This window comes from Klebsiella sp. CN_Kp113, from assembly GCF_040064585.1.
GTDB lineage: Bacteria > Pseudomonadota > Gammaproteobacteria > Enterobacterales > Enterobacteriaceae > Klebsiella > Klebsiella michiganensis.
Genome location: NZ_JBEAID010000018.1, coordinates 184,233 through 208,636 on the forward strand (window position 1 = coordinate 184,233; position 24,404 = coordinate 208,636).

A 24,404-nucleotide genomic window follows, 5' to 3' on the forward strand; every position below is an offset into this window, starting at 1 on the left:
GAACATGTTACAAAGCATGCGTAAACACGGCATCACGCTGGCCCTCTTTGCGGCGGGGTCTACCGGGCTGACGGCCGCGATTAACGAGCTGACCAAAAGCACCATTGAAGACCAGGCTGCCCAGCAGCAAAAAGCCTTATTTGACCAGGTTATGCCGGCTAATCTTTATAACAACGACTTGCTGAAAAGCTGTTATCAAGTTACCGCCCCGGCGCTGGGAAAAGGCCAGCACAAGGTTTGGATCGCTCAGGATGGCGAAAAACCGGTGGCTGCGGTGATGGAAGCCACCGCACCGGACGGCTATTCCGGGGCCATTCAGCTGCTGGTGGCCGCCGATTTTAAAGGTACCGTGCTGGGTACCCGCGTCACCGAACATCATGAGACGCCGGGGCTGGGCGATAAAATCGAACTCAGAATTTCCGACTGGATCACCCTCTTTGCCGGTAAAGTGATTCATGGGCAAAACGACAGCCACTGGGCCGTGAAAAAAGACGGCGGCGACTTCGACCAGTTTACCGGGGCCACCATTACCCCGCGCGCGGTGGTCAATGCCGTCAAGCGCGCCGGCCTGTACGCACAAACGCTGCCCGCGCAGATTTCCGCATTCACTCCCTGTGGAGACTAAATCATGAGCGAAGTAAAAGACGTTATTGTTCAGGGGTTGTGGAAAAACAACTCCGCGCTGGTTCAGCTGCTGGGGATGTGTCCCCTACTCGCCGTGACCTCGACCGCCACCAACGCCCTTGGCCTTGGGCTGGCGACGACGCTGGTGCTCACCCTGACGAACCTGACCATTTCCAGCCTGCGCCGCTGGACGCCGGCGGAAATCCGTATTCCGATTTACGTCATGATCATCGCTTCGGTGGTGAGCGTCGTGCAGATGCTGATCAACGCCTACGCGTTCGGCCTCTATCAGTCTCTGGGGATCTTTATCCCGCTGATTGTCACCAACTGTATCGTGGTTGGGCGCGCTGAGGCCTTTGCCGCGAAAAAAGGCCCGGCGCTGTCGGCGCTGGATGGTTTTTCCATCGGCATGGGGGCCACCTGTGCGATGTTTGTGCTCGGATCAATGCGGGAAATTCTCGGCAACGGTACCCTGTTTGATGGTGCCGACAGCCTGCTCGGCAGCTGGGCTAAAGTTCTGCGCATTGAAGTATTTCATACCGATACGCCGTTTCTGCTGGCGATGCTGCCGCCGGGGGCATTTATTGGCCTCGGCATGATGTTGGCGGTAAAATACCTTATCGATGAACGTAGCAAACAGCGCAAAGCTAAAGCGGTACAAGCCGATGTCGTTGCGCCGTCTGATGTGACGGGAAAAGCCTGGAATGAATAAGAGTAAACGCCTGGAGATCCTCACCAGGCTCAGGGATAACAACCCGCACCCCACCACGGAGCTGAATTTTCACTCGCCGTTTGAATTATTGATCGCCGTCCTGCTCTCGGCGCAGGCCACCGACGTCAGCGTCAACAAAGCGACGGCAAAACTCTACCCGGTCGCCAACACGCCGGCGGCCATGCTGGCGCTGGGCGTTGAGGGCGTGAAGTCGTATATCAAGACTATTGGCCTGTTTAACAGCAAAGCAGAAAACGTCATCAAGACCTGTCGTATCCTGCTTGAGCAGCACAATGGTGAAGTGCCGGAAGATCGGGCGGCCCTTGAGGCGCTTCCCGGCGTCGGCCGTAAAACCGCGAACGTGGTACTCAACACCGCCTTCGGCTGGCCGACAATCGCCGTCGATACGCATATCTTCCGCGTTTGCAATCGTACACAATTTGCGCCCGGTAAGAACGTTGAACAGGTCGAAGAAAAGCTGTTAAAGGTGGTTCCAGCGGAATTTAAAGTCGACTGCCATCACTGGTTAATCCTGCACGGTCGTTATACCTGTATTGCCCGCAAACCGCGCTGCGGCTCCTGCCTGATAGAAGACCTTTGCGAGTACAAAGAGAAGGTCGATCTCTGAACACGCACCGCGTCATTATCCATCAGGGTGATGACGCTGCTTTTCCCCCGCCTTCATCGACATTCACGCCATCATTTTCGCGCTGTTGCGGGTGATTATGCGGTTATATAATCATCGGCCAGCTTATTCATTTTTTTTAGAGGCAAAATTTCTATACATTTGTGATCGAGATCACCTGGTCAATTTATTGTTGATTTAATGTTAACGCTTTTGCGTGCAAACCTGCTGATTCAAATACCCTTAAGTTAAATACCAAAACAATAACCCATCAATTTTTAGGATTACGGGCTATATCACTGGATGCAAGCGCATACAGCCGAACATATCGCCATTATGCGAAAAACTTCGGATTCCAACAGATAAAAACTCTCCCTTTGGCTAAACCTTGAAATTTAACTCTGAATAACATTTGAGTAGGCGGTGTATTATGCCGCATGGAATATGTGTAACAGATTATTGCAAAGCTATTGCCTGAAGGGGCAGGATAGTGAACATTACCTGCCGTTTTCCCTCCAGAATAACTATAAAGGCGGCGGTCTGAGAAGATTGCGCCCCGAACACCCCCCGTTAATATGGGATGTAAAAAAAGAGGTATTTGTGTCGACTGCAAACAATAAACCAACAGAAAGCGTAAGTTTAAACGCTTTCAAACAACCACGTTCGTTCTATCTCATCTTCTCTATTGAGCTGTGGGAACGTTTTGGTTTCTACGGCCTGCAAGGGATCATGGCCGTTTACCTGGTTAAACAGCTGGGTATGTCAGAAGCGGACTCTATTACTCTGTTCTCCTCCTTTAGCGCCCTGGTCTACGGTCTGGTGGCGATTGGCGGCTGGCTGGGCGACAAGGTGCTTGGCACTAAGCGCGTCATCATGCTCGGCGCAATCGTTCTGGCTATCGGCTACGGCCTGGTGGCGTGGTCAGGGCACGATGCAGGCATCGTATATATAGGTATGGCGACGATTGCCGTCGGTAACGGCCTGTTTAAGGCTAACCCCTCTTCCCTGCTCTCAACCTGCTATGAAAAGAACGACCCGCGTCTGGACGGTGCATTTACCATGTACTACATGTCCATCAACATCGGTTCTTTCTTCTCTATGCTGGCCACGCCATGGCTGGCGGCGAAGTTCGGCTGGAGCGTCGCTTTCGCCCTGAGCTTTGTCGGCCTGGTGATCACCATCGTCAACTTCACTTTCTGCCAGCGCTGGGTTAAACAGTACGGCTCGAAGCCTGACTTCGCCCCGCTGCAGATAGGCAAGCTGCTGGCGACTATCGTTGGCGTGGTGGTTCTCATCGCGATTGCAACCTGGCTGCTGCACAACCAGGGTATTGCACGTATGGCGCTGGGCGTGGTTGCGCTGGGCATCATCGTTATTTTCGCTAAAGAAGCCTTCGCGATGCAGGGCGCGGCCCGTCGCAAAATGATCGTCGCTTTCATCCTGATGCTGCAGGCGATTATCTTCTTCGTTCTGTACAGCCAGATGCCAACCTCCCTCAACTTCTTTGCGATTCGCAACGTTGAACACTCTCTACTGGGCATCGCTTTCGAGCCTGAGCAGTACCAGGCGCTGAACCCTTTCTGGATCATTATCGGTAGCCCGATTCTGGCCGCCATTTATAACAAGATGGGCGATACCCTGCCGATGCCGATGAAGTTTGCTATTGGTATGGTCCTGTGCTCCGGCGCCTTCCTTGTCCTGCCGCTGGGCGCTAAGTTCGCCAGCGATGCGGGCATCGTAAACGTCAGCTGGCTGGTGATCAGCTACGGCCTGCAGAGTATCGGTGAACTGATGATTTCCGGTCTGGGTCTGGCGATGGTGGCACAGCTGGTTCCGCAGCGCCTGATGGGCTTCATTATGGGTAGCTGGTTCCTGACTACCGCTGGCGCCAACCTGATCGGCGGCTACGTGGCGAACATGATGGCGGTGCCGGATAACGTGACTGACCCGCTGATGTCGCTGGAAGTTTACGGTCGCGTGTTCCTGCATATCGGTGTCGCCACCGGCATTATCGCCATCCTGATGCTCATGACGGCGCCGAAGCTGAACCGTATGACCCAGGACGACGATAAAACGGCAAAAGCCAGCGATACCGCTACGGCTTAAGCTCCCCGGGAAAACCCATAAATTTAAACCGCTAACGCGCTGTTAGCGGTTTTTTTTTACCCCTGGGCGGACTAACATACAGGAAACCGCAGCCACGAGGAGTTACCGATGAAACTGTTCTACAAATCCGGCGCTTGTTCCCTTGCTTCGCATATCGCGCTACGCGAAAGCGGGCTGGACTTCACCCTGCAGGGCGTTGACGTGATGAAAAAACGTCTCGAAAACGGGGATGATTATCTGCAGATCAACCCGAAGGGTCAGGTACCGGCGCTGCTGCTGGACGATGATGTGCTGCTGACGGAAGGCGTGGCCATTATGCAATATATCGCCGATCGCGTGCCGGACCGCCAGCTGCTGGCGCCGGTGGGAAGCATCGCCCGCTATCAGACGCTGGAGTGGCTAAACTACGTGGCGACGGAGCTGCATAAAGGTTTTACTCCGCTGTTTCGCCCGGATACGCCGGAGGATTATAAACCTGTCGCTCGCGCGCTGCTGGACAAAAAAATGCAGTACGTGAACGAATGCCTGGAAGATAAAGAGTGGATTAACGGGCACCGTTTCACTATCGCCGATGGCTACCTGTTTACCGTGCTGCGCTGGGCGTACGCCGTGAAGCTGGATATGGAAGGCTATAGCAATATTGCGGCCTGGATGAAGCGCGTTGCCGCGCGGCCTGCGGTAGCCGCCGCCCTCGAGGCTGAAGGGCTGAAGTGAAGCCGATGCTTGCCCGACGCAGGTCGGGCAAGTTGTTCTCACGCCTCTTAAAGCTGCGTGGCGCTGAAGTAGTGCTCCGGCTGCGCGATGCGATCCTGAGCCGCCACAACCTGTAGCTCATACTCCTGCATATTTTTTGTCGCCAGCATGATTTCATACACCGCGGCGGTCACGTGCTCCAGCGCATCGCGCAGTCCCGCGCCCTGCAGCAGCTTAACCAGCAGCAGCCCGCTGGTGACATCGCCGACGCCCACCGGCTGGCGCATGCCAAAATCCACCAGCGGACGGCTGATATGCCAGGCTTCCTGCGCGGTGACCAGCAGCATTTCAAAACGATCCATACTCAGCCCGGCCCGCGAAAGATGCTTCACCAGCACCACTTCCGGCCCCTGTGCAATCAGCTCGCGCGCGGCCAGCACCGCTTCGTTAACGTTCGCCACCGGATGCCCGCAGAGGATCTCCAGCTCAACCAGGTTTGGCGCAATAATATCGCTCGCCGGCAGCGCATAGCGTACATGAAACTCCGCGACGCCGGGCGCTACGATACAGCCCTTTTCAGGGTGCCCCATGACCGGATCGCAGAAATATTTCGCGGCCGGATTGGCGCTTTTCACCTGACGCACGATGCCAAGAATATGTTCGCCCTGTTCCGCCGATCCCAGGTATCCGCTTAATACCGCGTCACAGCGCTGCAGCTGGTTAATATCGGCAATCCCCTGAACAATTTCCGTCAGATGCGCTGGCGGCATCACGCAGCCGGTCCACTTTCCGTATTGGGTATGGTTGGAGAATTGTACGGTATTAAGCGGCCAGACGTTGGCGCCAAGGCGGCGCATCGGAAATTCAGCGGCGCTGTTGCCCGCATGGCCAAACACAACGTGGGACTGGATGGCGAGGATATTCTTCATCTTGATTACCTGAGAGCAAAAAATAAGGGGCGCGGTTTCCCACGCCCCTGCCTTTACGCAATTACTTCCAGCAGACCAGACAGTAATTTTTCTTACCGCGACGCAGTAAGGTGTAGCGACCAAAGAGACGGTCGGCATCAACAAATACGTATTCCGGGTCGGACTGTTTTTCGCCGTTGATGGTCACCGCATTGGATGCGATGGTTTTACGCGCCTGACCGCGGGACGGCTGCAGTTCAGAATCCACCAGCGCCTGCATCAGATCGGCGCCTTTATCCATTTCGATCATCGGCACGCCATCCTGCGCCAGCTGTTCGAAATCGGCTTCGCTCAAATCGCTCAGGTTACCGTTGAACAGGCTCTCGGTAATGCGTTTTGCCGCCACCAGACCTTCTTCACCGTGCACCAGGCGGGTCACCTGTTCGGCCAGCACATACTGGGCGCGCGGTGCTTTACCGCTGTTTTTGTCTTCTTCTTCCAGGGCATTGATTTCAGCCATGTCCATAAAAGTGAAGAACTTCAGGAAGCGATAAACGTCGGCATCCGCAGTGTTGATCCAGAACTGGTAGAACTTGTACGGACTGGTTTTCTTCGGATCCAGCCACACTGCGCCGCCTTCGGTTTTACCGAATTTCGTGCCGTCCGCCTTGGTGATCAGCGGAACGGTCAGGCCAAAGACCTGGTTCTGGTGCAGACGACGGGTCAGGTCGATACCGGAGGTAATGTTGCCCCACTGGTCAGAACCGCCGATTTGCAGCGCCACGCCGTGCAGCTTGTTCAGGCAGGCAAAGTCGTACCCCTGCAGCAGGTTGTAGGAGAACTCGGTAAAAGAGATGCCCTGGTCGTCACGGTTCAGACGCTGCTTCACCGCTTCTTTGTTGATCATCTGGTTTACCGAGAAGTGCTTGCCGATATCACGCAGGAAAGTCAGCACGTTCATGCTGCCAAACCAGTCGTAGTTGTTGGCGGCAATGGCAGAATTTTCACCGCAATCAAAGTCGAGGAAAGGCGCGACCTGTTTACGAATTTTATCTACCCACTCCTGCACGGTATCTTCAGTGTTCAGTTTACGCTCCGCGGCTTTAAAGCTCGGGTCGCCAATCAGACCGGTCGCGCCGCCCACCAGGGCAACCGGTTTATGGCCGGCCATCTGGAAGCGTTTCAGGCATAACAATGGAACAAGATGCCCCAAATGCAAGCTGTCAGCGGTGGGATCGAAGCCGCAATAGAGCGCGATCGGGCCTTGCGCCAGTCGCTCTGCTAACGCTTCTTCGTCCGTCACCTGGGCTATCAGCCCCCGCTCCTGCAATTGTTTAATCAAGTTACTGCTTGCCATCAAATTCTCCATCTATAAAACGACTGCACCTCTGCCGGTACACGACTTTTCGCCAGACGCGAAAAAAATATCTACGCAAAATTATTCAAGCTGCGTCGCCGCGGCAAGCATGTGAAAGCCCAGGGAACTTACTCAGGTAAGCGACAGAGCCAGGCAGGCGCAGCTAACAAAGATGCAGCTTGAAAAATGAAGCGTATAGAATAAAGCGCCGGGCCACGATGCACCAGCGCTTAACACAACATTTTTGCGTCCTTTATGGCGCCAGTCGGTCGATTTGCCAGCCGCCGTTTTGCCGCTGGTAGAGAAAACGATCGTGCAGACGATGCTCGCCGCCCTGCCAGAACTCCATCTGTTCGATACTGACGCGGAATCCGCCCCAGAAGCTCGGCAGCGGCACTTCGCCCTGCTGGAATTTTTGCTTAAGCTCGAGGAACTTACTCTCAAGGATGCCGCGCGCCGAGATACGGCTGGACTGCTGCGACACCCATGCGCCAATCTGACTATCGCGCGGACGGCTATGGAAATATTTCACCACTTCCAGCGTTGAAAGACGTTCCGCTTTACCGATAACCATCACCTGACGCTCCAGCATATGCCATGGGAAAAGCAGGCTGATGCGGGGATTTTTTTCAATCTGATGGGCTTTGCGGCTGCCGAGGTTGGTATAGAACACCAGGCCTTTCTCATCGTAGTGCTTGAGCAACACGATGCGCTGGTAAGGCTGCGAGTTTTCATCGACGGTCGCGACAACCATCGCCGTTGGGTCAGCGAGCTTTGCGTCACAGGCCTGACGCAGCCAGCGCTCAAAGAGTGCCAGAGGTTCGGCGGGAAGATCGTGGCGGCGCAGGCCACCACGGGTATACTCACGGCGCAGGTGCGCGATTTGCTGCAATTCGTCGTTATCAGACATGGCAATTGAGAAAATAATCAAAGGGTAGCGTTATTGTGCGCCCCCATGGCTGAAATCTCAACGTTTGGCGGTTTGCAGCTGACAGTTTTCCAGCACGATACGGTCCCGTTTATAGACGGTGGCGCTATCGCCCTTCGACCAGAAGACGTAAACGCCATCGGTATAGCGCGCGCCAGAAGCGGAGAGCCCCTGCTGTAAATTGAGCTGCTGATTATCGTAAATAAAGCTGACCTGCTGGCGAGTATGATTGAGATGGACGGTCAACGGTTTCTGGTCACACTGATACTCGAGGGTGTCCGTATTCATCCGCTCGACAAACTGGTTGTAGTAGCTACAGCCCGCCAGCATAAAAGGTACAGCAAGAATAAGAATTTTTTTCATCAATTTGCCTTCGACTTTCCCGGTCCGGGAAGGCATAACGCCCTCCCTCAACGCTGTCCAGTTTACGAAGAAACCGGCGCGGGTGATTTCAGTTAACTCTGATTTTGCGGCGGATTGGCCGGAAAAATCGCACCAAGCACGGAAGCTTGCGACGCGCCGGTCACGGAAGGGAGATTGCCGGGTAGTCCGGCAAGCGTCCGCCACGCCAGCCATGCGAAAGCCAGCGCCTCCATATCATCACCGCTGATCCCCGCCTCATCGGTCGTCGATACCTCCGTTCCCGGCAGCAGCGCCGCCAGACGGGCCATCAGAAGCGGATTGCGCGCCCCGCCGCCGCATACCAGCAGACGTTCACATCCCCCGCTGAGCAGCACCTGTTCACTGATGCTGACGGCGGTCAGCTCCGCAAGGGTCGCCTGAACGTCCTGGGCGCGAAGCCCCGGATAACGCGCCAGATGCTGCGACAGCCAGCCGTAGTTAAAGTATTCACGACCGGTGCTCTTTGGCGCCGGCAGCGCAAACCACGGATCGCTTAGCATATCCTGCAGCAACGGCAGCACAATTTTACCCTCGCTGGCCCACTGTGCGTCTTTATCGAAGGGTTTACCGCACTGACGCCAGACCCACGCATCCATCAGCATGTTGCCCGGGCCGGTGTCGTAGCCGCGCACCGGCAGACCTGGCGCCAGCAAAGAGAGGTTAGCGATCCCGCCAATGTTGAGAACCATTCGACGCTCAACCGGGTGCGCCAGCAGCGCGTGGTGGAACGCCGGGACCAGCGGCGCGCCCTGCCCGCCGAGCGCCATATCGCGACGGCGAAAGTCCCCGACCACCGTCACGCCGGTATGCGCGGCAATCTGGTTATTGTCGCCAATCTGCAGAGTATGCGGCGCATCGCCTGCTGGCTCATGCCAGACCGTTTGGCCGTGGCAGCCGATAGCGATGATGTCCGCCGCCTTGAGCTTTTCCTGAGCCATCAATGCCAGAACCGCATCGGCAAATAGCCGTCCCAGGCGCGTATCGAGACGCCCCAGCTGCGAAAGAGTCAGCTGCTGCCCCTGGCAGATGGCCAGGATATCTTCTTTAATCGCGATGGGGATGGGATAGGTCAGGCTGGCCTGCTGGGCAACCAGATTTTCATTAATTGCTGCGAGAACAACATCAACACCATCAAGGCTGGTGCCGGACATAACGCCGATAAAGCGGCCTGATTTCATACGCTTTCCTTCATTCCATGACTCTCGTATATCCCCACACTCCATCATAAACGAGGGGGCAAAGCTACGCTGCTATAATACTTTTTAACAATACAAGCAGCGCTGCCGGTTCTTAGGGTAAAGAACTTGTGTTTAGTTTAGGTTGAGACGACTCTGATTATTATTTTTTGTATAGTCGTTGCATCTGCTATGCCAGCAGACGCTGAAATGCCATATAATTGGCTACAAGGAAGTTCAACAGAACGCTTCTTGGTGAACAGGAGATTCATAAATGATTTTACGTGTTTTGGCTGTCTCGATGATTGGTTTTACGCTCGCAGGCTGCGTCAGCAGCAGCGGCCTGTCCGGCGATGTTTACTCCGCATCTGAAGCCAAACAGGTCCAGAGCGTGACCTACGGCACCATTGTGCATACCCGTGCGGTGCAGATTCAGGGCGGAGATGACAGCAACGCCATCGGCGCTATCGGCGGCGCGGTGCTCGGCGGCTTCCTCGGTAACACCATTGGCGGCGGCACGGGTCGCTCCCTGGCAACGGCGGCAGGCGCTGTCGCCGGCGGCGTAGCCGGTCAGGGCGTACAGGGCGCGATGAACAAAACTCAGGGCGTTGAGCTGGAAATCCGCAAAGATGACGGTAACACCATCATGGTAGTGCAGAAGCAAGGCAGCACGCCGTTCTCCGTCGGCCAGCGCGTAGCCATTGCCGGCAGCGGCAGCCAGGTGACGGTCTCCCCGCGCTAAATCTTCTCTCTGCGGCCCGGACGGGCCGCTTATTGATATAAAATACGTATTATTTTCCCAGCGTAAATAAATAATTCATATATATTTATATTTTTCTTTTATACATACACTAATTTGCGCCCGCGCAATATTCCGCCCGTCACCATCAAGTATTCTCCAGCCAGTATTATTTAAACATTGCGGCAATTCTGTCGTTTTACCTTCGCATTTTTCAGGGATGTTGACTATGCGCGTTAATATAAAAAGCTTACCCTACCGGATATTTATTTACGCTATCGCGTGCAGTCTTTCTATTGCTGTGGTTAATTTTATTACCACCTCATTAATTCATCGTATTTCTACAACATCATCCATGCTTTTCCCTGTGCTAACTATTTCACTGATGGGTTTCCATATTATGATTGCCTGCTTTATGGGCATGAAATATCTGTGTGATAAAAAACAGCTGTACCTGGCCCCGATAGCCTTCGCGTTTACCTGCTCGGCCCTGCTGATGCTGGGAACGATAGGCAGCTATCCCGACTGGCTGGTCTGCGCTCAGGGGCGCGAGATCAATCAAAATGACGCGCTGATTTTTTATTTTTTCCGCAACGTAATGATGGCTGTTTTATTTATAACCTCAATTATTTTATATCGCATCCGACATATTACCGGCCACTCAAGAAAAATTCACGGTGCGGTGCTCAGTAGTTGTTTTATTTTTATCACCGCAACGCTCATATTATCGTGGGTTCATTCAAGCAACTCGCCGTTGCTAAGCATTGAATTCATTGACAATCTAACCTACACCTTTACGCCACTATGGCATAATCGCATTGGCTGGCTATTAATTATCATATGGTCATTAACGCTGATTTTACTGATCGGCCTGACTCGGCTGCGTAATATATTCTGGTACAGCGGCGCTTTTTTTTGTACCGCCTATATCTTTACGCTGCTGGTGCTGCTCTCCACGGTTAGCGGTAACGCTCACTCCTGGAACCAGGCGCGGCTTTTTGAAACGCTGAGCACCCTGTTTCTGATTTTAATTCTACTTGGTGACGTTTTTATACTCTATCGTGAATCAAACGAAAGATACGTCCGCTCTTACCAGAACTCGATTCGCGATCCCCTGACCCGGCTGTATAACCGCAGCTATTTCTATGACACCCTGACTCAGCGGTTGTCGAAGGCTTCCGCTTCACAGCCGCTGTCGGTTATCGTCTGCGACCTCGATCGCTTTAAGCGCATCAACGACACCTACGGTCACGTGCAGGGAGATAAGGTGATTCAGTTTGCTGCCAGCGTGTTGCAGAACAACGTGCGCCAGGACGATGCTGCCGCGCGTATCGGCGGGGAAGAGTTTGCCGTGCTGCTGGTGAATATCGGCGCCAACGAAGCGCTGGCAATCGCCGAACGTATCCGCCTGTCGGTCAGCGAGAAGCAGGAGGGATTACCGGAGAGAATGACCATCAGTATGGGCGTGTTCACCACGCAGGATGCGCACGTTTCGGCAGAAGAGTGCGTTAAGCGCGCGGATACCGCGATGTACGAAGCGAAAAACAGCGGGCGTAACCGCGTAGTGGTCTGGCATGAATGAATAAAAAAGAGGCCTTGAGACTCCTCAAGGCCTCGCTAAGGTCAATCTTTTGCCTGGAGATCGAGAATATTGTGTTCAAGTTTACGAATCAAATTAAGCAGCGTTTCCACCTCTTCCTTAGATACGCCGGCCAGAATCTCATCACGCGTTTTGCCGATAACCTCTTCCATTTCGTTGATCAGAGGCTCGGCTTTTTCGGTAAGCTTGATACGTTTTGCCCGCCGATCGTTAGCACAGGTCTGGCGAGAAATAAGCCCTTTCTCCTCCAGCTGGTCGAGCGTGCGAACCAGCGACGGCTGCTCAATACCAATGGCTTTCGCCAGCTGAATCTGCGACTGTTCAGGCGGCAGCTGGTGAATGTTATGCAGCGTGACCCAGTGCGTCTGCGTTAACTCCAGAGGTTTCAGGCGATGGTCGATTAGCGCGCGCCAGACGCGCACCAAACGTGCCAGATCAGAACCAAGTGGCGATTCCAATTTCATCTCCTTATAATTAGCTTGCTAAGTTATTATACTGATTTTAGAATAGTGTGCAGCATTTAAATTACCAAAACAAATGAATTACCCGATTCACTAAAATCAGAACAATGATTTACAATGTGAATAATCGCATAACCTGAACATTCTTCCTGCAACGGCAAAGGATTTTTGCTTGTGAAACTGAGTCTTAACACTGCCGGATTGTCGCTCCAGGACCTGGTGTTCGGCGCTTCTGTCTATTTCCCTCCCGTCTTTAAAGCCGTTTTGCTGGGCTTTTTTATCTGGTTGATTATCCACCGCCAGCTGCGGGACTGGATGTATGCAGGCGAGATTTGGCATCCCCTGCTAATGGACCTCTCCTTCTTTGCGCTCTCCGTCTGTCTGGCGCTGGTTTTACTGACTATCTGGTAATGTTCATTACATGAAGAAACTAAAATACTTATCCACGCTGCTGGTCGCCGCGCTGGCTATTATTGCCGCCTGGCTGGTCTGGAATTACTACACGCAATCCCCGTGGACCCGCGACGGCAAGGTCCGCGCCGAGCAGGTTGGCGTCACGCCCCAGGTTTCCGGCAGCATCCTGCAGCTCAACGTGCGCGACAACCAGCTGGTTAAGGCGGGAGACGTGCTGTTCAGAATCGATGACACGCCTTATAAAATCGCCCTGCTCAACGCCCGGGCGCAGCTTGCTAAAGCCAAAGCGGAAGTCGCCCGCGCGCAGGCAGAACAGAAAAAAGCCGCCAGCGATGCCAGCCGTCGGCGTCATCTTTCACAGAACTTTATCTCGGCAGAGGATTTAGAAAACGCCAATACCGCGCTGAATACCGCCACGACCAACCTCGAAGCCGCTAAAGCCGTGGTTGGCGTGGCGCAGGCCACTCTCGATCACGCCCAATGGCAGCTCACGCAGACGGAAATAAAAGCGCCGGTTGACGGCTGGGTTACCAATCTCTCAACCCGGGTTGGCGACTACGCCGCCGTTGGCCACCCGGTTTTCGCCCTCGTGGACAGCCGCTCCTTCTACGTGGTGGGTTATTTTGAAGAAACGAAACTGCGCAATATCCGTCCCGGCGACAGCGCGCAGATCATTCTTTATAGCAGTAAGCAGAAGTTACAGGGTCACGTGAGCAGCATCGGACGCGCCATCGTCGACCAGAGCGTGGAGAGCGGCGGCGATCTGGTGGCGAACATTAAACCGAATATTCCGTGGGTCCGTCTTGCCCAGCGCGTGCCGGTGCGTATTGAGTTTGATCATTTGCCGCCGGATACCATCCTGGTCTCCGGTACCACCTGCACCGTAGCCATCGGCGCGCAATAATGAAGCTGCAGGCTCTGACGTGGCGCTCGCTCCCGTGGATTAAGGCCAGCCGTCCGCAGTGGCGCTATGCCTTGCGTAACGGGATTGCCATGTGCCTGGCGCTGAGCGTCGCCTACTGGCTGAATCTTGACGAACCCTACTGGGCGATGACCTCCGCCGCGGTGGTCAGCTTTCCCACCGTCGGCGGGGTGATCAGCAAAAGCTTCGGGCGTATTGCCGGCAGCCTGCTCGGCGCCTGCGCGGCGCTGCTGCTGGCCGGGCATACGCTCAACGATCCGTGGCTGTTTCTGTTCAGCATTTCGGCGTGGATAGCCCTCTGCACGTGGGCCTGCGCGATGTTTACCAATAACGTCGCCTACGCTTTCCAGCTTGCGGGCTACACCTGCGCGATTATCGCGTTCCCGGTTATCAATATCACCGACGCGAACGAACTGTGGACTATCGCCCAGTCGCGCGTCTGCGAAGTCATCGTCGGTATTTTGTGCGGCGGGCTGATGATGATGATCTTACCGAGCACCTCCGATGGCGCTACGCTGCTGACGGCGCTGAAAAACATGCATGCGCGCCTGCTGGAACACGCCAGCCTGCTGTGGGTGCCGGAAACGACCGATGCCATTCGCACCGCGCACGAGAGCGTGATCGGGCAAATCCTGACCATGAATCTGCTGCGCATTCAGGCCTTCTGGAGCCACTATCGCTTTCGTCGGCAAAATCCGCTGCTGAACTACCTGCTGCATCAACAGCTGCGAATGACCAGCGTGATTTCGAGCCTGCGGCGAATGCTGCTCAACTGGCCCACCGCGCCCGCCCGCACCCGCGAGATACTGGAGTCGTTGCTCAACGAGTTATCTCATGCCAACGCCGACGCCCTGAGCGTTGCCCGCATCATCGCTCCGCTGGCGCCCCCCGCGGACGCTGACTACCGGCATATCGCCTTCTGGAAGCGTCTGCGCTACTTCTGTCGTCTCTATCTGGAGAGCAGCCGCTGGCTCAGGCGCATCGAAAACGCCAGCGCGATAACCGAATTTAACGTACCTTCCGCGCCAGCGCTGGCTCGCCATACCGATCAGGCCGAAGCCTTATGGAACGGCGTACGCACTTTTTGCGCGCTGGTGATGGTCGGCGCCTGGGGAATTAGCACCCAATGGCAGGCCTGCGCCGCAGCTCTGACCCTGGCGGCGATCTGCTGCGTGCTCTATTCGGTCTCTCCTTCGCCGTTTAAGTCACTAACGCTGCTGATGCGTACCCTGATCCTGCTTTCACTCTTTAGCTTTGTGGTGAAGTTTGGCCTGATGGTGCAGATAACCGATTTATGGCAGTTCCTGCTGTTTCTGTTTCCCCTGCTGACCACCATGCAGCTGCTGAAACTCCAGATGCCTAAGCTCGCCGGACTGTGGGGGCAGCTGATTGTATTTATGGGGTCGTTTATTTCGGTGACCAACCCGCCGGTCTACGACTACGCATCGTTTCTTAACGATAATCTGGGCAAAATCATCGGCGTCGGCCTTGCCTGGCTGGCGTTCGCCATCATCAGCCCGGGTTCAGACGCGCGTAAAAGCCGCCGTCATATCCGTGCGTTACGGCGTCACTTTGTCGACCAGCTAAGCCGCCGCCCGCAGCATAGCGAGCATGAATTTGAATCGCTGGTTTATCACCACATCAGCCAGCTCAGCAATAGCCAGGATGCGCTGGCGCGCCGCTGGCTGCTGCGCTGGGGCGTGGTTTTGCTCAACTGTTCCCACGTGGTGTGGCAGCTTCGCGAGTGGGAAACCCGTTCCGACCCGCTATCGCAGGTGCGCGATTTATGCATCAGTCTGCTGCGGGATGTGATGAGCGAGCGCGGGGTACAGCAGCGGCCACTCGCCTCGACGCTGCAGGAGCTGCAGCGCATCTGCGACGCGCTTAATCACCACCACCAGCCGGCAGCCAAAGAGCTGGCGGCGGTTATCTGGCGACTGTGGTGCGCGCTGTCGCAGCTGGAACAGGCGCCCATTGCCGGCACCTTAACGGAAAGAACTACTTAATCACGCCGCAGGCGAACCGCTCGCCGCCGCCGCCAAGGGGCTGCGGGCTATCGGACATATTGTCGCCCCCCACGTGAATCATCAGCGCCTTCCCTTTAACCTCATCCAGCGTTTTTAAGCGCGGCGCGACCACCGGCTGGGTTGCTTTACCGTCGTTATTGACCACCAGGAACGGCAGATCGCCGAGGTGACCGGCGCCGTCGGGACCTTCATGCTTACCGGTTTTTTGAGGATCGTAGTGCCCGCCTGCTGCGCCAGCGGCGACGGCTTTACCCTCTTTAATCGCGGGCTGGCAGCTGCCGTTGGCGTGGATATGGAAGCCGTGCTCGCCGGGAGGCAGCGCCTTCAGGTCTGGCGTAAATTCCAGGCCTTTCGCGGTTTCGCTGATTTTAACGCTACCGATAGCCTGACCGACGCTCTGGCTGGTGACAAGATTGATATCGACGCTTTCACTGGCCGCCTGCGCGCCTGCGCACGCGGCCAGGGTAAGTATGGCGAGAATACATCGTTGCATAACACCTCCTTAATGGCTCTGTCGCTACTAAGTGTAGGCCATTGCGGAGGTGATGGGGTTTACGGAACGTCGTAACCTAACGCCGCTTTGCGGATACGGAACCACTGCTGGCGGGACATCTTCAGCTTTTCGGCCACCACCGCGGAACGCACGCGCTCTATTTTCCCTGAGCCAATAATCGGCAACGGCTGCGACGGCAGGCGCAGGATCCAGGCATACACCACCTGCTCAATGCTCTCCGCATTCAGCTCCTGAGCAACGCGCGCCAGCTCATCGCGCAGCGGCTGGAAGCTGTCGTCGTTAAACAAACGACCGCCGCCGAGGCAGGACCAGGCCATCGGGCGAATACGCAGCTGCTGAAGCTGATCCAGCGTACCGTCAAGCAGCAGCGGCTGATGAACCGGAGAAATTTCCACCTGGTTGGTCGCCAGGGTAAACGGCAGGCGCGACTGCAGCAGGGTAAACTGGGCGGGGGTAAAGTTCGATACGCCGAAGTGACGAACCTTGCCGCTATGGTGAAGGGCCAGGAAGGCTTCCGCCACTTCATCCGCATCCATCAGCGGGTCCGGACGATGAATCAGCAGCAGGTCAATATGGTCGGTGGCAAGGTTACGCAGCGACTGCTCCGCGCTGAGAACAATATGGTCGCGGTCGGTAATATAGTGGCCGATGGTGTTTTCCGCCCGCGCTTTCGTGGCAATCCCGCACTTGGTGACAATTTCCATCCTGCTGCGCAGATGCGGCGCCAGCTTTAGCGCTTCGCCAAACGCCGCCTCGCAGCGATAGTCACCGTAAATATCGGCATGATCGATGGTGGTAATGCCCAGATCCAGGTGTTGCTCAACAAAGCCCACCAGCGCCTGAGCGGACATATTCCAGTCCATCAGACGCCAGTAGCCCATCACAAAACGAGAGAATTCCGGCCCCTGCGGAGCCATAGCAATACGCTGAACCATAACAGCTTCCTCAATAAAAAAGTGCCCTGAGTATACGCAATTTTAGGCTTAAAACAGTGAGGGTTGCTGCGGTTCTTCCGCACTATCCTGCTTAGCTGCGCGTAATTTGCGCAGTAGCCGCTGTCGGCACAGACGCAAAACATCCTGCTTTTGCGCATCGCTCATTTTCTGCCAGTTGAAACGCTCGTCGCGGCTACGCATACACCCCCGACAGTAGCCGCGCTCATCAGACTGACAAATCCCCCGGCACGGACTCTGTACCGGGAAGAATTCCAGTTGTTCAGCCACTTCGCCTCTCCTGCCGCTCATCTCTTTCTTTATTGAAGACGTTTCATCCGCCGTACGCAAATTTTGTTCATCAGCCTCTGCGTCAGGCGGCATTTTTAATTATGACTTGCATTAGACCAATCGGTCTATTACAGTGAACGCCATGAACAAGCACAGTGAATGTAACACCCGCGAACATATCCTGGCCACCGGCGAGCAGCTCTGCATGCATCGGGGGTTTACCGGTATGGGTCTGAGCGAACTGCTGAAAACAGCGGAGGTGCCGAAAGGCTCTTTCTATCACTACTTTCGCTCTAAAGAAGCCTTTGGCGTTGCGCTGCTCGACCATCACTACGCCGGATATCTTCAGCGCCTGGTCGATCATTTTGACCACGGCGAGGGGAACTATCGCGATCGCCTCCTGGCCTACTATCAGCATACGCTGACGCAGTTTTGCCAGCAGGGCATCATCAGCGGCTGTCTGACGGTGAAGCTGTCGGCAGAGGTCTGCGATCTGTCGGAAGATATGCGCACCGCGATGGATAAAGGCGCCAGCCAGATCATCGTTCTCCTCGGCGACGCGCTGGAGAAAGGCCGTCAGGAGGGCAGCCTTGCGTTTGACGGAGACGCCTTAACGCTCTCGCAGGTGCTTTACTCCCTGTGGCTGGGGGCGAATCTGCAGGCTAAAATTACGCGTAGCGCAACGCCGCTGGAAAGCGCCCTTGCCCACGCCAAACGTATTATTGCTGCGCCTGCCGTTTAACAGGCGTTTTTATTTACCCCGTTTCAAGACGACCGGTCTACTCAGGAGTCATTATGTCAGAATCAAAGTTGTTTACCCCATTGAAAGTGGGTGCGGTAACCGTACCGAATCGCGTGTTTATGGCTCCGCTGACGCGTCTGCGCAGCATTGAACCGGGCGATATTCCTACCCCGCTGATGGGCGAATACTACCGCCAGCGCGCCAGCTCAGGTCTGATTATTTCCGAAGCCACCCAGATCTCCGCTCAGGCTAAAGGCTACGCGGGCGCACCGGGCCTGCACAGCCCGGAGCAGATTGCCGCATGGAAAAAAATCACCGCCGGCGTACACGCCGAAAACGGGCGTATTGCCGTTCAGCTGTGGCACACCGGGCGCATTTCCCACAGCAGCATCCAGCCGGGTGGCGCCGCGCCGGTTGCGCCATCGGCCATTAGCGCGGGCACCCGTACCTCGCTGCGTGATGAAAACGGCCACGCTATTCGCGTAGACACCTCGATGCCGCGCGCGCTCGAAACCGCCGAGATCCCGGGGATCGTTGATGATTTCCGCCAGGCGGTAGGCAACGCCCGCGATGCCGGCTTTGACCTTGTCGAACTGCACTCCGCCCACGGCTACCTGCTGCACCAATTCCTTTCCCCTTCTTCCAACCATCGTACTGACCAGTACGGCGGCAGCGTGGAAAATCGCGCTCGCCTGGTGCTGGAAGTGGTTGATGCGGCGAGTAAAGAGTGGAGCGCCGACCGTATCGGGATTCGCGTCTCGCCTATCGGCAGCTTCCAGAACGTCGATAATGGCCCGAATGAAGAAGCCGACGCGCTCTATCTCATCGAAGCGCTGGCCAAACGCGGTATTGCTTACCTGCATATGTCCGAGCCGGACTGGGCTGGCGGCCAACCGTACAGCGATGAATTCCGTCAGAAAGTCCGCGACCGCTTCCCGGGCGCTATTATCGGCGCTGGCGCCTACACGGTGGAAAAGGCAAACGATCTGATCGGTAAAGGCCTGATCGATGCCGTGGCCTTCGGTCGCGACTATATTGCCAACCCGGATCTGGTCGCGCGCCTGCAGAAGAAGGCCGCGCTGAATCCGCAGCGTCCGGAAAGCTTCTACGGCGGCGGCGCGGAAGGTTATACCGATTACCCTACCCTGTAATCCCTCCATTGATAGCGGCGGGTTATCGCCGCTATACTCAACGCTCTGATGTATCAAAATAAACTGCATAGGGGACATTATGCGCTTACTTCACACCATGCTGCGCGTTGGCGACCTGCAACGTTCTATTGAGTTTTACACCAACGTGCTGGGCATGAAACTGCTGCGCACCAGCGAAAACACTGAGTATAAATACTCGCTGGCATTCGTGGGTTACGGCGAAGAGAGCGATACCGCCGTGATTGAGCTGACCTATAACTGGGGCGTTGATAAGTACGATCTCGGCAGCGCTTATGGCCATATCGCGCTCAGCGTTGAAAACGCGGCCGAAGCCTGCGAGCGTATCCGCCAGAACGGCGGCAACGTGACGCGTGAAGCCGGCCCGGTCAAAGGCGGCACCACCGTCATCGCCTTCGTCGAAGATCCGGATGGCTATAAAATTGAACTGATTGAAGAGAAAGACGCCGGAAAAGGCCTCGGCAACTAATCGGCTGCGGGCACCCGCGGTGCCTGCTGTTTTATCCCCTTCCTGCTGCAAGCCGCGGCAAAATTTGCCATAATGCGCGCTACTTTTTTCCAGCTAAGAGAATCTGATGTCCGAGAACGTTCAACTTAATGGTCTGTGCGACCGTTTTCGCGGTTTTTATCCTGTGGTAATCGATGTTGAAACCGCCGGGTTTAATGCCAAAACCGACGCCCTGCTGGAGATCGCCGCTATTACGTTGAAAATGGATGAGGAAGGCTGGCTGATGCCGGACGAAACGCTGCATTTTCATGTTGAGCCTTTTGAAGGCGCCAACCTGCAGCCCGAAGCGCTGGCTTTTAACGGTATTAACCCTAACGATCCCGAGCGCGGCGCGGTGAGCGAATACGATGCGCTGCACGCGATTTTTAAAATGGTCCGCAAGGGAATGAAAGAGAGCGACTGCAGCCGCGCGATTATGGTCGCGCATAACGCCACCTTCGATCACAGCTTTACCATGGCGGCGGCAGAGCGGGCTGGCCTGAAACGTAACCCCTTTCATCCGTTCGTGACCTTCGATACCGCGGCTCTGAGCGGCCTGGCGCTGGGTCAAACGGTGCTGTCGAAAGCCTGCATTGCCGCGGGAATGGCATTTGATGGTACCCAGGCACACTCGGCGCTTTACGATACCCAGCAAACCGCCCAGCTATTCTGCGAAATCGTCAACCGCTGGAAGCGCCTTGGCGGCTGGCCATTACCCGTGGCCGAAGAGTAAGCGATAAAAAAAGCGACTTCACCGGAAGTCGCTTTTTTATTGGCAGCCGAATTACTCTGCTTTCGGTTCGTCAGTCTTGTACTTCGCGGCCGTTTCTTTGATCAGCTGCTGCAGTTCGCCGCGCTGATACATTTCAATAACGATGTCACAGCCGCCGACCAGTTCACCGTCAACCCACAGCTGCGGGAAGGTCGGCCAGTTAGCGTATTTCGGCAGCTCTGCACGGATGTCCGGATTTTGCAGGATATCGACGTAGGCAAAACGTTCGCCACAGGCGGAGAGCGCCTGAACGGCCTGAGCGGAGAAACCGCAGCTTGGCAGCTTCGGCGACCCTTTCATGTACAGCAGGATCGGGTTTTCAGCGATTTGACGTTGGATTTTTTCTAAAGTCGTGCTCATTGTCGTGCTTCCTTAAACTTCTTTACGGCAGTAATTTGTCATTGTAGCGCCCTGGGCGCAGGACCGATAATAACATTTTTTTCACTTGCCACATTTTATCTTCTGTCGGCATAAGTTGCCTTAAAAATATCATTTTATTGCTATACGCGGCAACGCGCTGCGCGTTTTTCACGCGCAGGTACCGCTGACGGAAGCATTTTTTTGCAAATGTTAACCAAACGAGACGTTAGATACAAAAGAGTAGTAACTCTCCACGATTTTATGCTTTAGAATCGATGCGGTTTGTCATTCATCGTCAGGCATCTGTATATGTCTGTAATTTAATCAGGGGATTGCTCAGTGGCGCGTCTTAACAAAATCGCGATTTCGCTCTGTGCATTACTTTTCACATCTATTTCACTTACGCCGCTGGCGCATGCTTCCGGGCATACGCACGCTTCGGCCACGCCAAAAGCGCATCCGGCCAAGGGCACGACCGCAGAGCGTAAGAAAAAAGCAGCCAGTTCTAAAAGTAAAACCACCGCCAAAACCCCCAGCAAGAAAACGTCGACCGCCAGCCGCAGCAAATCAACCGCGTCACGCCAGACTGCCAGCGCCACAAAAAAATGCGTTCTACGCAAAGGCTATAAAAAACTGTGCGCCAGCTCGACAAGGTCGATAGCGGAAAGCAAGCTGGCAACCGCAAGCGTGCAGAAAAAGTGCGTGGTGCGTAAAGGCTATAAAACCCGCTGCAAACCGGTTGCCGACGAGCCGCAGCTGACCATTGCCGACGCGCATAAAGCTCGGGTACAAAAGGCGCAAAGCACCGCCATGTCCAAGCTGATGGATCAGATTGGCAAACCCTATCGCTGGGGCGGCACCTCTCCGCGTACCGGGTTTGATTGTAGCGGTCTGGTCTATTACGCCTATAAGGACCTGGTTAAAATTCACATTCCGCGCACCGCCAATGAGATGTATCACCTGCGCGACGCCCGTCCGGTGGATCGCGGCGAGCTGCAAAGCGGGGATCTCGTCTTCTTCCGCACCCGCGGGCGCGGCACTGCCGATCACGTCGGGGTTTACGTTGGCAACGGCAAATTTATCCAGTCTCCGCGTACCGGCCGCGATATTCAGATCACCTCATTAAGCGACGATTACTGGGTACGCCACTACGTTGGCGCGCGTCGCGTCATGACGCCGAAAACCATTCGCTAATTGTGCCTTGTCGCTGCGGCGGCAGGGTAACTCTCTCTTTTGCCACATCTTTTAATTTGCTACTATTATTACCCTGCGTAATACATGGTTATTACGCAGGCAAACTATAAAAAGGAGAGTAGCAATGTCGTTCGAATTACCTGCATTACCATATGCAAAAGACGCCCTGGCGCCGCACATTTCCGCAGAAACCCTGGAATACCACTACGGTAAACACCACCAGGCCTACGTCACCAACCTGAATAACCTGATCAAAGGCACCCCGTTTGAAGGCAAAACCCTGGAAGAGATCGTGCGTTCTTCCGATGGCGGCGTTTTTAACAACGCAGCTCAGGTCTGGAACCACACCTTCTACTGGAACTGCCTCGCGCCGAACGCCGGCGGCGAACCGCAAGGCGAACTGGCGGCGGCTATTGCTAAGTCCTTCGGCAGCTTCGCTGATTTCAAAGCCAAATTCACCGACGCAGCGGTAAAAAACTTCGGCGCAGGCTGGACCTGGCTGGTGAAAAACGCCGACGGTAGCCTGGCTATTGTCTCCACCAGCAACGCCGGTACGCCGCTGACCAGCGACGCAACTCCGCTGCTGACCGTGGATGTCTGGGAACACGCTTATTACATCGACTACCGTAACGCCCGTCCGAACTATCTGGAGCACTTCTGGGCGCTGGTAAACTGGAAGTTTGTTGCTGCTAATCTGGCTGCATAAAAGCAAACCGCAGAAGCCTTGCAGCTTCTGCGGTTATTGTATGACTTCACGCAATATTAACGGTTGGCGAACGCCTCTTCCGGCTGCGCCCGGCCGCTGAACAGCACCAGCAGTAGCGCCACGCCTGCGATAATCGCCCCCATCACCGGGACAAAGGCATAGCCCAGGCCGCCAGAGATCACCGCGCCGCCCGCCGCCGCGCCCAGCGCGTTTCCGAGGTTAAAAGCCCCAATATTGACCGATGATGACAGCCCCGGCGCTTCGTGGGCGACGCGCATCACGCGCATCTGCAAAGGCGGCACCACCGCAAAGGTCGCCGCGCCCCAGACCACCATACTGATTGCCGCGCCCACCTGCGATTGCGCCAGCAGCGGGATCGCCAGCATGATAACCATCAGCAGCAGCAGAAAGCCCTTCAGCGTCCCGCTAACGGAACGGTCGGCAAACTTACCGCCAAGGTAGTTACCCAGCGAGAAGCCGACGCCAATCAGCACCAGCATGGCGGTCACAAACAGCGGAGAGGCGTGGGTGATGGTATGCAAAACGGGAGAAATATAGGTATAAAGCGTGAACATCGCCCCTGCCCCCAGTACCGTCGTCAGCAGCGCCGACAGCACCTGCGGACGCATCAGCACGGAAAGCTCCTGCTTGACGTCAGGGCGCTCGCCGGCGCTGCCCTTCGGTAGAGAAAACCACAGACCGATAATCGCAATCACGCCCAGCCCCGCCGTGGCAAGAAACGACATCCGCCAGCCGATGGTTTCGCCCAGCCAGGTCGCCGCGGGAACGCCGCCGATATTCGCTATCGTCAGCCCCATAAACATCGTCGCCACGGCGCTGGCCTGTTTGTGTTTTGGCACAACGCTCGCCGCCACCACTGAACCCAGGCCGAAGAAGGCGCCGTGGTTAAGGCTGGTAATAATGCGCGACAGCAGCAGCGTGGTGTAATCCGGAGCAATGGAAGAGAGTACGTTACCGAGGGTAAAAATCGCCATCAGAAAGATCAGCGCATTTCTGCGCGCGCGGTGGGAGAGCAGCAGAGTCATCAGCGGCGCGCCGACCATCACGCCGATGGCATAGGCGCTAATCAGCATTCCCGCCGCCGGAATCGAAACGTCCACGCCTTTAGCGATAACCGGTAATAGCCCCATCGGGGAGAACTCGGTTGTGCCGATACCAAAGGCACCGATCGCCAGCGCGAGCAGGGGAAAATTGATTTTCATGCAGGGACTCCATCAGGCCGCCTTCCGCGACGGCATCTCATCAGAAGTCAAAAGCATGACATCAATCACAGAAAAACAAAAGTGAACGAAATGGCAAAAGATTTTTGCGAAAATGATAATAATGGCGGAGAGAAAGGGAGAGCGGCCCCTCCCTTATCGCATAATTAGTGCAGTACTGCAGTCAAACCTGCGGCAACAATCAAACCAAGAACAATAATCGTCGTCGTCAGCGAAAACTTTAAATTTGTATCCATCAATTTTTCCCCTGATTATCCCCACATGAAAAGTGAGCTTGCTCATTTTTACACAGAATAGCGTAAA

General features: G+C 55.4%; 28 protein-coding genes. 16 read left to right on the forward strand and 12 right to left on the reverse strand.

The genetic code is table 11. From position 1 onward, the window contains the following. Positions 1 to 4: 4 nt before the first annotated feature. The 5 genes from rsxG (at position 5) to gstA (ending at position 4,781) form a co-directional block, all read left to right on the forward strand. On the forward strand, positions 5 to 625 hold the full coding sequence (gene rsxG / locus ABLV30_RS10950) for an electron transport complex subunit RsxG (RefSeq protein WP_004851434.1): 621 nt from the start codon (positions 5 to 7) through the stop codon (positions 623 to 625). A 3-nt stretch (positions 626 to 628) separates the two neighbouring features. Beyond that, positions 629 to 1,336: an electron transport complex subunit E gene (locus tag ABLV30_RS10955; protein ID WP_004851436.1), complete on the forward strand. Its 708-nt coding sequence runs from the start codon at positions 629 to 631 to the stop codon at positions 1,334 to 1,336. After that, entirely contained in the window at positions 1,329 to 1,964 is a 636-nt protein-coding gene (gene nth / locus ABLV30_RS10960) for an endonuclease III (protein WP_004851438.1), read from the forward strand. The genes ABLV30_RS10955 and nth overlap by 8 nt, the downstream gene beginning before the upstream one ends. Before the next feature lie 597 nt (positions 1,965 to 2,561). Next, complete coding sequence (gene dtpA, locus ABLV30_RS10965) at positions 2,562 to 4,067, forward strand: dipeptide/tripeptide permease DtpA (RefSeq protein ID WP_032748929.1); 1,506 nt, start codon at positions 2,562 to 2,564, stop codon at positions 4,065 to 4,067. Between the two features lie 108 nt (positions 4,068 to 4,175). Continuing rightward, on the forward strand, positions 4,176 to 4,781 hold the full coding sequence (gene gstA, locus ABLV30_RS10970; protein WP_004851441.1) for a glutathione transferase GstA: 606 nt from the start codon (positions 4,176 to 4,178) through the stop codon (positions 4,779 to 4,781). Positions 4,782 to 4,828: 47 nt separating this feature from the next. On the opposite strand, the gene pdxY is transcribed toward gstA, so the two are convergent. The 5 genes from pdxY to anmK all read right to left on the reverse strand — a co-directional run bounded on the left by pdxY (position 4,829) and on the right by anmK (position 9,533). Then, positions 4,829 to 5,689, reverse strand: coding sequence for a pyridoxal kinase PdxY (pdxY, locus tag ABLV30_RS10975; protein ID WP_009654806.1), 861 nt, complete (start codon positions 5,687 to 5,689; stop codon positions 4,829 to 4,831). A gap of 61 nt (positions 5,690 to 5,750) precedes the next feature. Next, positions 5,751 to 7,025 carry a tyrosine--tRNA ligase gene (gene tyrS, locus ABLV30_RS10980; RefSeq protein WP_004851444.1) on the reverse strand — a complete coding sequence of 425 codons (1,275 nt, stop codon included), beginning with the start codon at positions 7,023 to 7,025 and terminating at the stop codon, positions 5,751 to 5,753. A gap of 253 nt (positions 7,026 to 7,278) precedes the next feature. Continuing rightward, entirely contained in the window at positions 7,279 to 7,935 is a 657-nt protein-coding gene (gene pdxH / locus ABLV30_RS10985) for a pyridoxamine 5'-phosphate oxidase (protein ID WP_004851446.1), read from the reverse strand. Positions 7,936 to 7,992: 57 nt separating this feature from the next. Then, positions 7,993 to 8,316 (reverse strand): C-type lysozyme inhibitor, encoded by a 324-nt coding sequence (gene mliC, locus ABLV30_RS10990; protein WP_014229593.1) that lies wholly within the window; start codon positions 8,314 to 8,316, stop codon positions 7,993 to 7,995. 92 nt (positions 8,317 to 8,408) lie between these two features. Beyond that, the gene (anmK, locus tag ABLV30_RS10995; RefSeq protein ID WP_014838667.1) at positions 8,409 to 9,533 is read right to left on the reverse strand and encodes an anhydro-N-acetylmuramic acid kinase; all 1,125 of its coding nucleotides are present in this window, start codon (positions 9,531 to 9,533) and stop codon (positions 8,409 to 8,411) included. Between the two features lie 271 nt (positions 9,534 to 9,804). Between anmK and slyB the strand changes: the two genes are divergently transcribed. Both slyB and ABLV30_RS11005 read left to right on the forward strand, forming a co-directional pair. Next, entirely contained in the window at positions 9,805 to 10,272 is a 468-nt protein-coding gene (slyB, locus tag ABLV30_RS11000) for an outer membrane lipoprotein SlyB (RefSeq protein WP_004851450.1), read from the forward strand. Positions 10,273 to 10,498: 226 nt separating this feature from the next. Beyond that, a complete protein-coding gene (locus ABLV30_RS11005; protein ID WP_109240437.1) occupies positions 10,499 to 11,851 on the forward strand; it encodes a GGDEF domain-containing protein in 1,353 nt (450 codons plus the stop codon). A 41-nt stretch (positions 11,852 to 11,892) separates the two neighbouring features. On the opposite strand, the gene slyA is transcribed toward ABLV30_RS11005, so the two are convergent. Then, positions 11,893 to 12,333: a transcriptional regulator SlyA gene (gene slyA / locus ABLV30_RS11010; RefSeq protein WP_016810099.1), complete on the reverse strand. Its 441-nt coding sequence runs from the start codon at positions 12,331 to 12,333 to the stop codon at positions 11,893 to 11,895. Between the two features lie 171 nt (positions 12,334 to 12,504). Here slyA and ABLV30_RS11015 point away from each other — a divergent pair, with 171 nt between their 5' ends. Genes ABLV30_RS11015 through ABLV30_RS11025 form a run of 3 tightly spaced genes read left to right on the forward strand, consistent with a single transcriptional unit; the run spans position 12,505 to position 15,672 of the window. Next, positions 12,505 to 12,741: a DUF1656 domain-containing protein gene (locus tag ABLV30_RS11015; RefSeq protein WP_004851455.1), complete on the forward strand. Its 237-nt coding sequence runs from the start codon at positions 12,505 to 12,507 to the stop codon at positions 12,739 to 12,741. A 10-nt stretch (positions 12,742 to 12,751) separates the two neighbouring features. Beyond that, positions 12,752 to 13,648 (forward strand): HlyD family secretion protein, encoded by an 897-nt coding sequence (locus ABLV30_RS11020; protein ID WP_014229597.1) that lies wholly within the window; start codon positions 12,752 to 12,754, stop codon positions 13,646 to 13,648. Then, positions 13,648 to 15,672, forward strand: a complete 2,025-nt coding sequence (locus tag ABLV30_RS11025; RefSeq protein WP_025105834.1) for an FUSC family protein — start codon at positions 13,648 to 13,650, stop codon at positions 15,670 to 15,672. The genes ABLV30_RS11020 and ABLV30_RS11025 overlap by 1 nt, the downstream gene beginning before the upstream one ends. Here the strand turns inward: ABLV30_RS11025 and sodC are convergent. Genes sodC through ABLV30_RS11040 form a run of 3 tightly spaced genes read right to left on the reverse strand, consistent with a single transcriptional unit; the run spans position 15,665 to position 17,451 of the window. Next, on the reverse strand, positions 15,665 to 16,186 hold the full coding sequence (gene sodC, locus ABLV30_RS11030) for a superoxide dismutase [Cu-Zn] SodC (RefSeq protein WP_004119475.1): 522 nt from the start codon (positions 16,184 to 16,186) through the stop codon (positions 15,665 to 15,667). The two genes, ABLV30_RS11025 and sodC, sit on opposite strands and share 8 nt — an antisense overlap. A 59-nt stretch (positions 16,187 to 16,245) precedes the next feature. Continuing rightward, positions 16,246 to 17,142, reverse strand: coding sequence for an aldo/keto reductase family oxidoreductase (locus ABLV30_RS11035; protein WP_009654772.1), 897 nt, complete (start codon positions 17,140 to 17,142; stop codon positions 16,246 to 16,248). 48 nt (positions 17,143 to 17,190) lie between these two features. Beyond that, on the reverse strand, positions 17,191 to 17,451 hold the full coding sequence (locus tag ABLV30_RS11040) for a DUF1289 domain-containing protein (protein ID WP_162140793.1): 261 nt from the start codon (positions 17,449 to 17,451) through the stop codon (positions 17,191 to 17,193). A gap of 121 nt (positions 17,452 to 17,572) precedes the next feature. Between ABLV30_RS11040 and ABLV30_RS11045 the strand changes: the two genes are divergently transcribed. The 4 genes from ABLV30_RS11045 to rnt all read left to right on the forward strand — a co-directional run bounded on the left by ABLV30_RS11045 (position 17,573) and on the right by rnt (position 20,561). Next, entirely contained in the window at positions 17,573 to 18,172 is a 600-nt protein-coding gene (locus ABLV30_RS11045; RefSeq protein ID WP_014229601.1) for a TetR/AcrR family transcriptional regulator, read from the forward strand. Positions 18,173 to 18,225: 53 nt separating this feature from the next. Beyond that, on the forward strand, positions 18,226 to 19,323 hold the full coding sequence (locus ABLV30_RS11050; RefSeq protein WP_004851469.1) for an alkene reductase: 1,098 nt from the start codon (positions 18,226 to 18,228) through the stop codon (positions 19,321 to 19,323). A gap of 79 nt (positions 19,324 to 19,402) precedes the next feature. Then, the gene (gloA, locus tag ABLV30_RS11055) at positions 19,403 to 19,810 is read left to right on the forward strand and encodes a lactoylglutathione lyase (protein ID WP_004119471.1); all 408 of its coding nucleotides are present in this window, start codon (positions 19,403 to 19,405) and stop codon (positions 19,808 to 19,810) included. A 106-nt stretch (positions 19,811 to 19,916) separates the two neighbouring features. Next, the gene (gene rnt / locus ABLV30_RS11060) at positions 19,917 to 20,561 is read left to right on the forward strand and encodes a ribonuclease T (RefSeq protein ID WP_014229602.1); all 645 of its coding nucleotides are present in this window, start codon (positions 19,917 to 19,919) and stop codon (positions 20,559 to 20,561) included. A 51-nt stretch (positions 20,562 to 20,612) separates the two neighbouring features. On the opposite strand, the gene grxD is transcribed toward rnt, so the two are convergent. Then, positions 20,613 to 20,960 (reverse strand): monothiol glutaredoxin 4, encoded by a 348-nt coding sequence (grxD, locus tag ABLV30_RS11065; protein WP_004102692.1) that lies wholly within the window; start codon positions 20,958 to 20,960, stop codon positions 20,613 to 20,615. 339 nt (positions 20,961 to 21,299) lie between these two features. Here grxD and ABLV30_RS11070 point away from each other — a divergent pair, with 339 nt between their 5' ends. Both ABLV30_RS11070 and sodB read left to right on the forward strand, forming a co-directional pair. Beyond that, complete coding sequence (locus ABLV30_RS11070; protein WP_025105837.1) at positions 21,300 to 22,154, forward strand: C40 family peptidase; 855 nt, start codon at positions 21,300 to 21,302, stop codon at positions 22,152 to 22,154. 124 nt (positions 22,155 to 22,278) lie between these two features. Next, on the forward strand, positions 22,279 to 22,860 hold the full coding sequence (gene sodB / locus ABLV30_RS11075) for a superoxide dismutase [Fe] (RefSeq protein ID WP_004851476.1): 582 nt from the start codon (positions 22,279 to 22,281) through the stop codon (positions 22,858 to 22,860). A 56-nt stretch (positions 22,861 to 22,916) separates the two neighbouring features. Here the strand turns inward: sodB and ABLV30_RS11080 are convergent, their stop codons facing one another. Together ABLV30_RS11080 and ABLV30_RS11085 are read right to left on the reverse strand one after the other, a co-directional pair. Then, entirely contained in the window at positions 22,917 to 24,083 is a 1,167-nt protein-coding gene (locus ABLV30_RS11080) for an MFS transporter (RefSeq protein WP_004851479.1), read from the reverse strand. A gap of 164 nt (positions 24,084 to 24,247) precedes the next feature. Further along, positions 24,248 to 24,337 carry a YnhF family membrane protein gene (locus ABLV30_RS11085; RefSeq protein WP_049082851.1) on the reverse strand — a complete coding sequence of 30 codons (90 nt, stop codon included), beginning with the start codon at positions 24,335 to 24,337 and terminating at the stop codon, positions 24,248 to 24,250. Positions 24,338 to 24,404: the final 67 nt, after the last annotated feature.

Bases quoted from the DNA above. Each gene is read 5' to 3' on its own strand.
- rsxG (WP_004851434.1), top strand. From the start codon at position 5: ATGTTACAAAGCATGCGTAAACACGGCATCACGCTGGCCCTCTTTGCG.
- ABLV30_RS10955 (WP_004851436.1), top strand. From the start codon at position 629: ATGAGCGAAGTAAAAGACGTTATTGTTCAGGGGTTGTGGAAAAACAAC.
- nth (WP_004851438.1), top strand. From the start codon at position 1,329: ATGAATAAGAGTAAACGCCTGGAGATCCTCACCAGGCTCAGGGATAAC.
- gstA (WP_004851441.1), top strand. From the start codon at position 4,176: ATGAAACTGTTCTACAAATCCGGCGCTTGTTCCCTTGCTTCGCATATC.
- pdxY (WP_009654806.1), bottom strand. From the start codon at position 5,689: ATGAAGAATATCCTCGCCATCCAGTCCCACGTTGTGTTTGGCCATGCG.
- tyrS (WP_004851444.1), bottom strand. From the start codon at position 7,025: ATGGCAAGCAGTAACTTGATTAAACAATTGCAGGAGCGGGGGCTGATA.
- pdxH (WP_004851446.1), bottom strand. From the start codon at position 7,935: ATGTCTGATAACGACGAATTGCAGCAAATCGCGCACCTGCGCCGTGAG.
- mliC (WP_014229593.1), bottom strand. From the start codon at position 8,316: ATGAAAAAAATTCTTATTCTTGCTGTACCTTTTATGCTGGCGGGCTGT.
- anmK (WP_014838667.1), bottom strand. From the start codon at position 9,533: ATGAAATCAGGCCGCTTTATCGGCGTTATGTCCGGCACCAGCCTTGAT.
- slyB (WP_004851450.1), top strand. From the start codon at position 9,805: ATGATTTTACGTGTTTTGGCTGTCTCGATGATTGGTTTTACGCTCGCA.
- ABLV30_RS11005 (WP_109240437.1), top strand. From the start codon at position 10,499: ATGCGCGTTAATATAAAAAGCTTACCCTACCGGATATTTATTTACGCT.
- slyA (WP_016810099.1), bottom strand. From the start codon at position 12,333: ATGAAATTGGAATCGCCACTTGGTTCTGATCTGGCACGTTTGGTGCGC.
- ABLV30_RS11020 (WP_014229597.1), top strand. From the start codon at position 12,752: ATGAAGAAACTAAAATACTTATCCACGCTGCTGGTCGCCGCGCTGGCT.
- ABLV30_RS11025 (WP_025105834.1), top strand. From the start codon at position 13,648: ATGAAGCTGCAGGCTCTGACGTGGCGCTCGCTCCCGTGGATTAAGGCC.
- sodC (WP_004119475.1), bottom strand. From the start codon at position 16,186: ATGCAACGATGTATTCTCGCCATACTTACCCTGGCCGCGTGCGCAGGC.
- ABLV30_RS11035 (WP_009654772.1), bottom strand. From the start codon at position 17,142: ATGGTTCAGCGTATTGCTATGGCTCCGCAGGGGCCGGAATTCTCTCGT.
- ABLV30_RS11040 (WP_162140793.1), bottom strand. From the start codon at position 17,451: ATGAGCGGCAGGAGAGGCGAAGTGGCTGAACAACTGGAATTCTTCCCG.
- ABLV30_RS11045 (WP_014229601.1), top strand. From the start codon at position 17,573: ATGAACAAGCACAGTGAATGTAACACCCGCGAACATATCCTGGCCACC.
- ABLV30_RS11050 (WP_004851469.1), top strand. From the start codon at position 18,226: ATGTCAGAATCAAAGTTGTTTACCCCATTGAAAGTGGGTGCGGTAACC.
- gloA (WP_004119471.1), top strand. From the start codon at position 19,403: ATGCGCTTACTTCACACCATGCTGCGCGTTGGCGACCTGCAACGTTCT.
- rnt (WP_014229602.1), top strand. From the start codon at position 19,917: ATGTCCGAGAACGTTCAACTTAATGGTCTGTGCGACCGTTTTCGCGGT.
- grxD (WP_004102692.1), bottom strand. From the start codon at position 20,960: ATGAGCACGACTTTAGAAAAAATCCAACGTCAAATCGCTGAAAACCCG.
- sodB (WP_004851476.1), top strand. From the start codon at position 22,279: ATGTCGTTCGAATTACCTGCATTACCATATGCAAAAGACGCCCTGGCG.
- ABLV30_RS11080 (WP_004851479.1), bottom strand. From the start codon at position 24,083: ATGAAAATCAATTTTCCCCTGCTCGCGCTGGCGATCGGTGCCTTTGGT.
- ABLV30_RS11085 (WP_049082851.1), bottom strand. From the start codon at position 24,337: ATGGATACAAATTTAAAGTTTTCGCTGACGACGACGATTATTGTTCTT.